This window comes from Trinickia camelliae (genome assembly GCF_053525655.1).
In genome coordinates this window covers 443,733-456,149 of sequence record NZ_JBCHAA010000002.1, presented here as the reverse complement: position 1 = coordinate 456,149, position 12,417 = coordinate 443,733, and the positions used below count along the sequence as shown (strand labels likewise).

The 12,417-nt window shown below is 64.5% G+C and carries 11 protein-coding genes; all 11 read left to right on the top strand.

The window, feature by feature from the left end:
- The first annotated feature begins 24 nt into the window (after positions 1-24).
- The 11 genes from AAHK20_RS05570 to hutG all read left to right on the top strand — a co-directional run bounded on the left by AAHK20_RS05570 (position 25) and on the right by hutG (position 12,404).
- Positions 25-843, top strand: coding sequence for an N-formylglutamate amidohydrolase (locus tag AAHK20_RS05570; RefSeq protein WP_449180441.1), 819 nt, complete (start codon positions 25-27; stop codon positions 841-843).
- Positions 844-941: 98 nt separating this feature from the next.
- Complete coding sequence (locus AAHK20_RS05565; RefSeq protein ID WP_449180440.1) at positions 942-1,943, top strand: LysR family transcriptional regulator; 1,002 nt, start codon at positions 942-944, stop codon at positions 1,941-1,943.
- 227 nt (positions 1,944-2,170) lie between these two features.
- Positions 2,171-3,784, top strand: a complete 1,614-nt coding sequence (pruA, locus tag AAHK20_RS05560) for an L-glutamate gamma-semialdehyde dehydrogenase (RefSeq protein ID WP_449180439.1) — start codon at positions 2,171-2,173, stop codon at positions 3,782-3,784.
- A 226-nt stretch (positions 3,785-4,010) separates the two neighbouring features.
- Positions 4,011-4,925, top strand: a complete 915-nt coding sequence (gene dapA, locus AAHK20_RS05555; protein ID WP_449180438.1) for a 4-hydroxy-tetrahydrodipicolinate synthase — start codon at positions 4,011-4,013, stop codon at positions 4,923-4,925.
- A gap of 14 nt (positions 4,926-4,939) precedes the next feature.
- A complete protein-coding gene (locus tag AAHK20_RS05550; RefSeq protein WP_449180437.1) occupies positions 4,940-6,010 on the top strand; it encodes an ABC transporter substrate-binding protein in 1,071 nt (356 codons plus the stop codon).
- Between the two features lie 47 nt (positions 6,011-6,057).
- Positions 6,058-6,930, top strand: a complete 873-nt coding sequence (locus AAHK20_RS05545; protein WP_449180436.1) for an ABC transporter permease — start codon at positions 6,058-6,060, stop codon at positions 6,928-6,930.
- A complete protein-coding gene (locus AAHK20_RS05540) occupies positions 6,927-7,793 on the top strand; it encodes an ABC transporter permease (RefSeq protein WP_449180435.1) in 867 nt (288 codons plus the stop codon). Before AAHK20_RS05545 ends, AAHK20_RS05540 begins: the two co-directional genes overlap by 4 nt.
- A 14-nt stretch (positions 7,794-7,807) precedes the next feature.
- On the top strand, positions 7,808-8,980 hold the full coding sequence (locus AAHK20_RS05535; RefSeq protein ID WP_449180434.1) for an ABC transporter ATP-binding protein: 1,173 nt from the start codon (positions 7,808-7,810) through the stop codon (positions 8,978-8,980).
- Positions 8,981-8,987: 7 nt separating this feature from the next.
- Entirely contained in the window at positions 8,988-10,430 is a 1,443-nt protein-coding gene (locus tag AAHK20_RS05530) for an FAD-binding oxidoreductase (protein ID WP_449180433.1), read from the top strand.
- A 4-nt stretch (positions 10,431-10,434) separates the two neighbouring features.
- Positions 10,435-11,604 (top strand): alpha-hydroxy acid oxidase, encoded by a 1,170-nt coding sequence (locus tag AAHK20_RS05525; protein ID WP_449180432.1) that lies wholly within the window; start codon positions 10,435-10,437, stop codon positions 11,602-11,604.
- Complete coding sequence (hutG, locus tag AAHK20_RS05520; protein ID WP_449180431.1) at positions 11,601-12,404, top strand: N-formylglutamate deformylase; 804 nt, start codon at positions 11,601-11,603, stop codon at positions 12,402-12,404. Before AAHK20_RS05525 ends, hutG begins: the two co-directional genes overlap by 4 nt.
- Positions 12,405-12,417 lie beyond the last annotated feature (13 nt).

Sequence of the window (12,417 nt, the reverse complement as noted above, 5' to 3'; positions counted from 1 at the left end):
CAGGAGAACCGAGGATCTCGCGACATGCAAACTTCCGGGTATGAACCGATAGTCCGCGGCGATCTGCCGATACTGGTGGTGACGCCGCACACAGGCACAGCGATACCCAGCGAACTGCTGCGACACCCCGCGTGGGTGCCGATCGAGGGGCGGCTCGCGGATCCGGCCGGGACGCTGCTGCAGTCGGCGGCGAGGCGGGCCGGCGCCTCCTTGCTTGCCGGGCACTACCATCCGTGCGTGATCGATTTCAACGTCGCGGCGGACAACCGTTCGCTCACACCCAGCCTCAATCGCCTGGGACTCTGCCGCACGCATACGTCGCGAGGCGAAGCGCTTTACGAACCGGGCGCGGAACTCTCGGCCGACGAGGTCGAGCTGCGCGTCGAAGCCTACTGGCGGCCGTTCCACCAGTGCGTCGCCGACGAATTGAGCCGTCTTCGGGCAAGGCACGAACATGTTCTCCTGCTCGTCTCGCATGCGAGCTTCTGGCTGTCGCCTTACCGTCTCCAGCCGGGCGCGATGGACTGTAACGTCGGGACTTATCGCGGCGAATCGTGCGATCGCCGGCTGGTGTCCGCGCTTACCGAGGCGGTTCAGACACACGGACGGTCGTGGGTCGTCAACGGCAGGATCGCCGACTGTTTTGCGGCGCAGCATTATGGCCAACCCGCGGCCGGCGTGCACGCCATCGAAATGGAAGTGGCCGGCCGGTGGCGCAGCGACTGCGCCGCCAAGGTCGACGAGGCAGTCGCGGGCGGCGCCGGCCTCGAAGCCGTGTGGCTCGACGTGTTACGCGCGCTCGAACTGCGGCTGAAGCAGCTTTCCCGAGCCGAAACGCTTTGAACGAAAGGGTTCGCGTCCCGTAGAATTTGATCCATTGGCCGCGCACGGTCTTTTCCGCCGCGCTGCGGTGTCAGCTTCGGCTGTTCAACCTTGCCGACATGAAAGACAGTGCACCTGATCAGATTCCCGACTGGGACCTGCTGGCAAGCTGGGTTGCCGTCGTAGAGACCGGCTCGATTTCCGAAGCGGCGAGCCGGCTCGGCATTTCGCAGGCGGGCGTGTCGCAACGTATCAAGGTGCTGGAGGCGCTGCTCGATACGACGCTGCTCGATCGCACCACGCGTCCCGCGCGGCCCACGGCCGCGGGCCAGCGGCTCTTCGAGCATGCCAACGTGCTCATGCAGGGCGCCCACCAGATGGTGGAGAGCGTGCGCAACGTGACACGCGCCAAGCGCGTCGTCGTGCGTCTCGGCTGCATCGATTCATTTGCGGCCACCATCGGCCCGATCGTGATACGGGCGCTCGCCGACACCTCGCATTCGATCCGGATGTGGTCGGGTATCACGCCCACGCTCGATGGACAGCTCGAAGCGCGTCAGCTCGACGTCGTCGTCACGACCGGCAGCTTGTCGCAGGCGCCCGGCGTGCGTCGCCAGAAGCTCTTTTCCGAGCCCTATTTCGTGGTGCTGCCAAAGAGCTTCGAGATCGACCGCTTCACCACGCTCGCCGAACTGAGCCGCCATCTGCAACTGATCCGCTACAGCGCGCGCTCATTGATCGGCCAGCAGGTCGACGGCTACCTCGCCGCGCACGCGGACAACATCGAACGCACCTACGAACTCGACGCCACCGACCCGATGCTCTCGCTCGTGGCGGCCGGCCTCGGGTTTGCCCTGACGACGCCGCTCTGTCTTTGGCAGTCGCGTCACTACGTGCCGGACATTCGGGTCGTGCCGCTGTCGTCCTTCTCCCGGCATGGCCGCCCATACGAGGGTTTGAGCCGTGCGTTCTACCTCGCCTACCGCGAGAACGAGCTGGGCCGTCTGCCGGCGGATCTGTACGAGATGCTGCGCCTCGCCTACAGCCGGCAGGTGTCGCGCGATATCGCGGCCGCGATCGGGCTCGATGCGCGAGACATCTGCGTCCTCGACGAAACGTGACGCGTTGCGCTGCCTCGCGGGTCGCGGTCACGGTTCGCGCCGCGTCGGCGGCCGGCGGTCCATAACGGCCGGCGATCCTATGCATAAGGGCACATGAAGCAAGCGCCTGTTTTTTTGGCGACCACTACGCTCGATTCTGCATCCGACCGGCCAGAGTCACGCGGACTTCCGAGGCCGCCCGCAGGCGCCGGCCGGCCATCCGTCCCACCGTATTCGAAGGAGCATGGGTGAATTCCAGTCCAAACTTTCCGTTGCCGGTCAATGAACCCGAGGTGCATTTCGGCGCAGGAACCGAAGCCGCGGCGCAACTGCGACAGGCACTGAACGTGCGCGACGTCGTCGAGATTCCGACCGTGATCGGCGGCAAGCGTTACTTCTCGAACGACGTCGTCGAAGTGCGCGCGCCGCACGACCAGTCGCGTTTGCTCGCGCGCATTCACCGTCCGACCGAAGCGCAGATCGGCGAGGCGATCGCCAATGCGAAGTCGGTGTCGCGCGACTGGGCGGCGCTGTCGCACGCGAGCCGCGCGACGATCCTGCATCGCGCGGCGGACATCGTCGCGACGCGCCAGCGCATGCGCATCAATGCCGCGACGGTGCTCGGCCAGAGCAAGACCATCGACCAGGCCGAGCCGGACGCCGCCTGCGAACTGATCGACTTCCTGCGCTTCAACTCGTACAACGCGCAGCGCGTCTACGCCGAGCAGCCGATGTCGGTCGCCACCGCCGTCAACCGCACCGACTGGCGTCCGCTCGAGGGCTTCGTGTACGCCGTATCGCCGTTCAACTTCACGGCCATCGGCGGCAACCTGACGACGGCGCCCGCCATCATGGGCAACACGGTGCTGTGGAAGCCGTCGGAGAAATCCGCGCTCGCCAACTGGATTTTCTACGAGGCGCTGGAAGAAGCGGGCATGCCCGCCGGTGTCATCAACTTCGTGCCGGGCGAAGCTGAACTGACCACGCGTGTCGTGATGGATTCGCCGGATCTGGCGGGCATCCACTTCACCGGCTCGTCGGCGGTGTTTCAGTCGCTGTGGAAGGGCGTCGCATCGAAGGTCGATGCGTTCCGCACGATTCCGCGCCTCGTAGGCGAAACGGGCGGCAAAGACTTCGTGCTCGCGCATCCGTCCGCCCATCCGGCCGAACTTGCCATCGCGCTGATCCGCGGCGCGTTCGAGTATCAAGGCCAGAAGTGCAGCGCCGCGTCGCGCGCATACATTCCGCAGAGCCTGTGGCCCGCCGTGCGCGAGCAGATGGTCGAGCGCCTCGCGCAACTGAAGGTGGGAGACCCCGCCGATCTCGGCAACACGTTCATGGGCGCGGTGATCTCGCAGGCTTCGCACGCGAAGCTGACGGCTGTGCTGAACGCGGCGAAGGACGACAGCAGCGTCACGGTCGTCGCCGGCGGCAGGACGTGGTCGGAGCCGGGCTTCTTCGTCGCACCGACGGTGCTCGAAGTCTCGGATCCGAAGCACGCGCTGATGAGCCAGGAACTGTTCGGCCCGGTCCTCTCGGTGTTCGTCTACGCGGACAACGCCTGGTCGGACACGCTTGCGCTGATCGATTCGACGAGCCCGTACGCGCTGACCGGATCGATCTTCTGCACCGATCGCTTCGCGCTGCGCGAAGCGGAAGCCGCGCTGGTGAACGCAGCAGGCAACCTGTACCTGAACGACAAGCCGACCGGTGCGATGATCGGCCAGCAGCCGTTCGGCGGCGGCCGCGCGAGCGGCACCAACGACAAGGCCGGTTCGCACCTGAACCTGCTGCGCTGGGCGTCGCCGCGTGTGGTCAAGGAGACTTATCTGCCGCCGCGCGAGTGGTCGTTTGGCGGCTGAAGCGCGCATGCCGCATGGCCGCGCGCAACGTGACGCCGAACGTTATCCGCGTGGCCGCGGCGAGCCGCTTGATTCACGCGCTCTTATGGAAAGGCCAACGGCGAGTGATGTTAGGCGCAGGGTAATTTTGCGCTGCCTATCGTGGTGACTAGCGTTGTGACTAGCCGATGACCGGATGCATGACGCGCCACGCGGCCTACCTCAAATAGAACAGAGATCCGAGACGATGAGTACGAACCACCAGTATGCAGGGATCCTGACGGCGGTGCCGACGCCGCTCGACGCGAGCGGCCGCTTCAATTCCGCGCCGCTCGAACGGCATATCGCCAACCTGGCGGCTGCAGGCGCGGCCGGCATCGTACCGCTTGGCGGCAGCGGCGAGGCGATCGCGCTGACCGCGTCCGAGCGTCTTCGCGTAGTCGAGACCGCGCTCGAAGCGGGCGCGGGCAAGATGCACGTCGTGCCGGGCGTGCTGTCGCCCGGTCTGGGCGATTCCATCGAAGCGGGCAAGGCATATGTCGCCGCCGGAGCGAAGGCGCTGATGATCGTCACGCCGTATTACTACCGTCCGACGCAGGCCGGCATCATCGATTACTACAAGCGCTTCTCGGACGAAGTCGATGCCGACATCATCCTGTATGAGATTCCTTATCGCACCGGCGTGTCGTTGCACTACGAAACCGTCGACAAGCTTGCGGACATGACCCGAGTGGTCGGCATCAAGGCGTGCAATCCGGACCTCGCGCAACAGATGCGCGTCGCCGAGCTGGCGAAGGACAAGATGGCGATCCTGACTGGCGAGGAAGACGTCCTGCCGTTACACGTGGCGATGGGCGCGGTGGGCGCGATCATCGTCAGCTCAAACCTGATTCCGAAGCATTGGGCAGAAGTGCTGCGTCTGGCGATGAGCGGCCAGCTCGCTGAAGCCGTCGCGCTGCACGCGTCGATGCGTCCGCTGATCGACGCGATGTTTGCCGAGCCGAATCCGGCGGGCGTGAAGGCGGCACTGCAGCTGCGCGGCCTCGATTTCGGCGGCCTCGTGCCACCGTTGACGGCGGCGTCGGACAGCCTGCGCAGCCGTCTTGCCGATATCCTTGCGCCGCTTGTCGCGCGCGAATCCGAGTGGACCACGCGTCCATAACCAGGGGCAAAGCCATGTCATCGAACTCGAAACCTGTTCTGCCGCGACGCAAGTTCCTGCAAGGCGCCGGCGCGACGCTGCTGTCCACTGCGATCGCCGCGCCGATGGTCATCACTTCCCGTAAGGCGATGGCCGCAGGCAATCTCGTCATGGTGAGCTGGGGCGGCAACTATCACCAGGGCGTCGAAGAAGCGCTCGCCAAGCCCTTCGAAAAGGAGTTCGGCGTGCAAGTCACGCTGGTCGATACGCCCGATCTCGCGAAGGTCAAGGCGCAGGTGATGACCAACAATGTGCAGTGGGACGTGTTCGACGCCGTCGGCCCGATGGCGATGACGGGCTCGAAGAACGGCTACTGGGAACCGCTCGATCCCGCGCTCTTCAACACGAAAGACCTGATCGCGCCGATGACGAAGGAGGCCGTGCCGTTCTACGGCTTCACCGGCGGTATCTGTTGGGACAACAGCAAGTATCCGGACGGCAAGCATCCGCAGACCTTTGCGGATTACTGGGACGTCAAGAAATTCCCGGGTCATCGGACGCTGCGCAATCGCGCGAGCGAAACGCTCGAAATCGCTTTGCTCGCCGATGGCGTGCCGCCCGACAAGCTGTATCCGCTCGACGTGGAGCGTGCTTTTCGCGCGCTCGACCGCATCAAGCCTTACATCTCGAACTGGGTCGATCAGACGCCGCAGACGGTGACGCTCGTCGAAACCGGTCAGGTCGATTTCAGCTACACGTATTCGACGCGAGTCAAGGCCGCGCAGGAAGCGAAGAAGCCGATCGACTTCTCCTTCAAGCAGAACCTCGTCGGCCTCGAGTATCTCGTCGTGTTGAAGAATGCGCCGAACAAGGCCAACGCGATGAAGTTCGTGCAGTTTGCGATGCGTCCCGACCGTCAGGCCGCGCTGATGGAGTACTTGGTCAATACGCCCGCCAGCCGCTCCGCGCTCGCGCTGATGAAGCCGGAAACGCGCAAATGGCTGTCCGATCCCGCCAGCAAGTCCAATGCGATCAGCAATGACGTATGGTGGGCAGACCACTACGACGAGTTGACGCTGCGTTTCAAGGAGTGGGTGCTCGGTTAAGCAGGGAGGCCTCGCCATCCGTGAGGCCGTTGAAGGAGGAGACGAACATGAAATCACGTCACGATGGGCTGCTTTACGTCGGCCCGGCGACGGTGTTCCTGTTTTTCGTGATGCTGGTGCCGCTCGCGTATGTCGTCTACACGAGCTTGTGGGGCGCCGATGGGCCGACGCTGGCCGCCTACCAGCGGCTATTGCACAGCGCGCTGTTTCTGCGGACCCTATGGTCGACGTTCGAGATCAGTGTCAGCGCTGCAGCAGCGAGCCTGCTGCTCGGCTATCCGATCGCCTTGCATCTCGCCCGCCAGAGTCCGCGCAAACGGGCGATCTACATGGTGCTCGTGCTGGTGCCGTTCTGGACCAGCATTCTCGTGAAGAGCTATGCGTTCACCGTGCTGCTCGGTCGCAACGGGCTCGTCAATCAAGCGCTTTCCGCGCTGTTTCACGCGCAGGTCCAGTTGCCGATGCTCTTCAACCGATTCGGCGTGATTGTAGGCATGACGAACTACCTGATCCCGTTCATCGTGTTTCCCGTGTTGGCCAGTCTGCTGGCCATCGACCGCTCGCTCTATCTCGCCGCCGAGATTGCCGGTGCGAAACCGCCTCGCATCTTCTTTCAGATCACGCTGCCGCTGAGTTTGCCGGGCGTCGTTTCGGCGGGGCTGAGCACGACGGTCATGTCGATGGGATTCTTCGTGATTCCCGCACTGCTGGGCGGGCGTAAGGACGCGATGATGTCCAACCTTGTCGATTTCTATACCCGCGAGGCGCTCGACTGGAACATGGCGTCGGCGATCGGCGTGATCCTGCTCGGCATCGTGACGCTCGCCGCGCTCGGGACCGATGGGTTCCGCAAGTACAGCGCACGCCGCCTGGCGGCGAGCAACGCGCAAGGCGACACGAAACAAGGAGTCTTCGCATGACACCCTCCATGGAGATGCCCGCGCGCGTGAAGAGCGGCGGCGCGGTGATCGATCGCTTGACGCGCCGCTACGCGCGGCTGGGCAATGTGGTCGCGCTGGCGGTGTACCTGTTCATTCTGGTGCCGACGCTGATCGTCCTGCCGATCTCGTTCGGCGGAAGCGGGGAGCTGACTTTTCCGCCGCGAGTCTTGACGCTGGAGCTGTACCAGCACCTTTTCGGCTCCCCTGCATGGGTCGGCTCGATTTTGCAAAGCCTGAAGGTGGCCTCGATGACGACAGTGCTCGCGGCGCTGATCGGCGTGCCGGCGGCCTATGGGCTTGTGCGCTTCGAGTTTCCCGGCAAGCGTTTCGTGATGCTGCTGATCATGAGCCCCATCCTCGTGCCGGTGATCGTCATGTCGCTCGGCCTCTATCTGTATCTGTCGCGCCTGCATCTGGTCGGCACGACAGCGGGTCTCGTCGTGAGCCACGTCGCATATGTCACGCCGTTCATGATGATGACGGTCATGGCGGGCGTCAAAAAACTCGATCCGGCGCTCGAGTTCGCGACCACCATCATGGGCGCGAAGCGCAGAACGGTCTTCATGAAGGTCGTGCTGCCGCAATTGCAGCCGTCGATCTTCGCCGGCGCGCTGTTCGCCTTCCTGGTGTCGTTCGACGAAGTGGTGATCGCGTGGTTCATCACGAGCCCGACCACCACGACGCTGCCGGTCAAGATGTACAGCAGCATCCAATGGGATGTCTCGCCGGTGATCGCGGCGGTGTCCGCTTTGCTCACCGTGCTTTCGCTGGTGTTCTGCTGTGTCTCGGCTTTGCTGCAGCCGGCCGCACCTAAGCCGGCCGCGCCCAAGTCCACACATTGAAGCTGGAGGTAACAATGGCTCACGTACTGCGCGAGAATGAAGGGCTGCCTTCAGCTGGTGTGGAACTGCGCAGCGATGCAGGCACGCGTACGGCATCTGACGCAACGAATGTGAAGGGCAAGATGATTGTTTTCGAAGGCGTCGGCAAGACGTATGGCAATTCGGTTGCCTTGCACAACACGGATTTCACGGTCCGCGAAGGCGAGTTCTTGAGCCTGCTCGGACCGAGCGGATCGGGCAAGAGCACGATTTTGAACATCATCGCGGGCGCGGTCGCACCGACGAGCGGGCGCATCCTGTTGAATGGCAACGACGTCTCGACTGTGCCGCCGCGCGAACGAGGTCTCGGCATGGTGTTCCAGAACTACGCGCTGCTGCCGCACCTGAATGTATTCGACAACGTCGCGTTCCCGCTGCGGATTCGCGGACTCGGCAAGGACGAAATCGCGCAGCGCGTGCGCAATGCGCTGGAGCGCGTCGGCCTTGTCGGTTACGAGCATCGCAAGCCGCGCGAAATGTCGGGCGGACAACAGCAGCGCGTGGGCATCGCGCGCTGCATCGTGTATTCGCCGTCGGTGATTCTGATGGACGAGCCGCTCGGTGCGCTCGACAAGAAGCTGCGCGACCAGTTGCAGGGCGAGATCAAACGCCTGCATAAGGATCTCGGCACGACGCTGGTGTACGTCACGCATGATCAGGAAGAAGCGCTGAACCTGTCGGATCGCGTGTGCCTGATGAACGGCGGACGCATCGCTCAGATCGGCACGCCCGACGAGCTGTATTTCGAGCCGGTCAACGAGTTCGTTGCGGATTTCGTCGGCGAATCGAACCTGATCGAAGGGACGGTGACGGCGAACGACACGGTCACGACCGCGGACGGCTTCGCGCTTGCGGTGCGCAGCGCCGAAGGTCATGCGGCCGGCTCGCGCGTGAAGGTGCTGGTGCGCCCGGAGAAGATCGTCGTGCTGGAAGGCGGCGCGGCGGCGACGGCGGGGCAGAACGTCTGCACTGGCACGATCGCACAGACTTCGTTCGTCGGCGGCATGACGCGTATCGAACTGCAACGCCAGGGCGGCGCGCCGCTGCTGGTCAAGACGATTTCGTCGCGCGCGGCCGAGCGCCTGCCGGCTGGTCAGCCGATGACGGTCGCGTGGTCGGCGAGCGATAGCGTGGTGCTGAAGAGCTAGGACGAACATGGGACAACAACAGATAGCCGAAACGATGCGCGAGCTGGTGGGCGCGGCCAGCGTCGTGACCGGCGCCGACATGGCGCCGCATCTGATCGACTGGCGCAAGCGTCATACAGGGACCGCGGCGTGCGTGGTGTTTCCGCGCAGCGTCGAGCAGGTGTCGAAGGTGCTCGCGCACTGCAATGCGAACGGCGTCAAGGTGTTTCCGCAAGGCGGCAATACGAGCGTGTGCGGCGGCTCGGTGCCGGACGCGAGCGGTAACAGCATCTTGCTGAATCTCGGCAAGATGAACCGTATCCTCGAAATCAACGCGATCGATAACTCGATGACCGTCGAAGCGGGCTGCATCCTGGCGGACTTGCAGGAAGCGGCGCTCGAAGCGGATCGCATGTTCCCGCTCACGCTCGGCGCGGAAGGCTCGTGCCAGATCGGCGGCAACATCGCGACGAACGCAGGCGGCACGAACGTCGTGCGCTTCGGCAACACGCGCGATCTCGTGCTCGGCCTGCAAGTCGTGTTGCCCGACGGCAAGGTGTGGGACGGCTTGCGCACGCTGCGCAAGAACAACAGCGGCTACGATCTGAAGAACCTGTTCGTTGGCTCGGAAGGCACGCTCGGCGTGGTGACGGCGGCGTCGCTCAAGCTCTTTCCGAAGCCGCGCGCGGTCGCGACCGCGCTGCTCGGCTTCGCTACCGTCGATGCGGCAGTGCAGGTCGGCATCGGGCTGCAATCGGCGTTTCCGGGCGAGCTCGTCGGACTCGAGCTGATCTCGCAGAGCGAGTTCGATATCTCGCTGCGTCATGCGGCCAAGGCGCGCAATCCGTTTCAGCAGACGCCGCTGTGGATGGTGCTCGTCGAGCTCGCGGCGTCGACGGGGACGAGCGAGGCGCTCACGGACAGGCTCACGGAAGCGCTCGAAGCGCCGTCTGAATCGGGCGCGATCGTCAATGCGGTGATCGCGTCGAGCGAGCAGCAGCGCGGCGGCCTATGGAACATCCGGCACAGCGTGACCGAGGCGAACGGGCGCGAAGGCATGGGTCTCACGCACGACATCGCGGTCCCGACGTACCGCATTCCCGATTTCGTCGCGCAGGCAGGCGCTGCGCTCGCGCAGCACTATCCGATGGCAGTGCCGGTGATCGTCGGCCATATGGGCGACGGCAACCTGCATTACATCGCGATGTTCACGCATGAATTCTGGGCTCAGGTGCCCGACAAGATGCGCATGCAGAGCGATGTGAGCCATCTGCTCTACGACATCGCGGCGGCGATGGGCGGCACGTTCAGCGCGGAGCACGGCATCGGTTCGCTGCATGTCGAGGAAATGTCGCTCTACAAGGACGCGCAGGAACTCGCGATGATGCGCCAGATGAAGGACTTGCTCGATCCGAACGACACGTTGAATCCTGGCCGCGTGCTGCCGCCGGCGCCGGACCGTTCATGGTGAACGCATGGCCGCGGCAAACGTAGCGGATTACCGCGAGGCGGCGCGGCGTTATCTGCCCGACTTCGCCTATCGGTATCTCGAGGGAGGCGCCGAAGACGAGATCACGATGACGGCGAATCGCGCCGCGTTCCGGCGCATCGGCTTCACGCCGCGCGTGCTCGTCGATGTCGATGCCGTCGATACGCGCGCGACGCTCGCGGGCGCGTCGGCCGCGTGGCCCGCGGTCGTCGGGCCGACCGGACTCAACGGACTCTACTGGCCGCGCGCAGAGGAAACGCTCGCGCAGGCCGCGTACGCAGCGGGGTTGCCGTTCGCGCTTTCGACTGCGTCCACCAGCCTGATCGAAGACGTCCGGCGTGCAAGCGACGGCGAATTGTGGCTGCAACTCTACGTGCAGCAGGACCGGCGGATCGCCGAAAGCATGATGGCGCGCGCCCGCGCGAACGGCTTCACGACGCTGCTGCTGACCGTCGATACGCCCGTTACCGGACAACGCGATCACTACGCACGCACCGGCTTCTCGCTGCCGCTGCGCTGGACGCCGCGTCTCCTGTGGGATGTGCTCGCCCATCCGCGCTGGGTCGCGCGCGTAGGACGGCATGGCGTGCCGCAGCTCGTCAACATCGCGAAGAGCGCGGGCCTTGGGCCGGGCATCGAAGCGCAGGCCGCCGCGCTGAGCCGCCAGATGGACCGCTCGCTCGCGTGGGACGATCTCGCGTGGTTGCGGCGCAACTGGCCGGGCAAGCTCTATATCAAAGGTGTGCAGAGCGTCGCCGATGCTGTACGCGCGTCGCAGCATGATGTCGATGGCGTCGTGCTGTCGAATCATGGCGGACGGCAGCTCGACGGCGCACCCAGCGCAATGGAGATTCTGGCCGAGACGAGCGCGTCAGTGCCGCGCGATTTCGACCTCTTTATCGATGGCGGCGTGCGACGCGGCAGCGATATCGTGAAGGCGGTTGCGCTTGGCGCGCGCGGCGTGCTGCTCGGACGCGCGCCGCTTTACGGACTGGCGGGACACGGACGCAAAGGCGTCGATCACGTGCTCGCGCTGCTCCACGACGAATTGCAAATCTGCTTGCGGCTCATCGGCTGCACGCGCATCGACGCGCTCGATACGTCGTGGCTCCGACTGGCGCGCGAGCCTTGCATACTTGAGGAACTCGAAGCATGACCGAAGCCGTTTTCGATTTTCACGCCGGCACGCTGCCGCTTCTCGTGTCGATTCCGCACCTGGGGCGGATCATCCCCGACACGCTACGCGACCAGTACACCGATATCGCTCATACGGTTGCCGATACGGATTGGCATCTCGACCAGCTCTATGACTTCGCGAAGCAGGCGGGCGCGTCCATATTGAGCGCGCGAGTCTCGCGTTACGTGATCGACCTGAACCGGCCACCTTCGGGCGAAAGTCTCTATCCGGGGCAGACCACGACGGGCCTGTGTCCGACCGAAACGTTTCGCGGCGAGTCGTTGTACCGCAGTGGCGAGACGCCATCCGTCGAAGAAGCGCAGGCGCGTTTGCGCGACTACTACATGCCGTATCACTCCAAACTGCGCGAGACGCTGCAGGCGATGCGCGAACAGCACGGCACGGTGCTGCTGTGGGAAGCGCATTCGATCGCGAGCGTGCTGCCGCGTCTTTTCGACGGCAAGCTGCCGGATCTGAACCTCGGCACGAACTCGGAGCAATCGTGCGATCCGCGCATCCTGCGCGCCGTCACCGATACGCTCGGCGCGCAGCCGTTCACGTGGGTGGCGAACGGGCGCTTCAAGGGCGGCTACATCACACGCGAATACGGACGTCCGGAAGCGGGCGTGCACGCGATCCAGCTGGAGATGTGCCAGTCGACGTATATGAACGAGGACGCGCCGTTCGACTATCGTGCCGATCTCGCCGAGCGGGTGAAGCCGGTGGTCGAGCGGATGGTGATGACGGCGCTGGAAGCGGCGAGGGGGTTGGCGCGTTGAATGAAAAAACCGT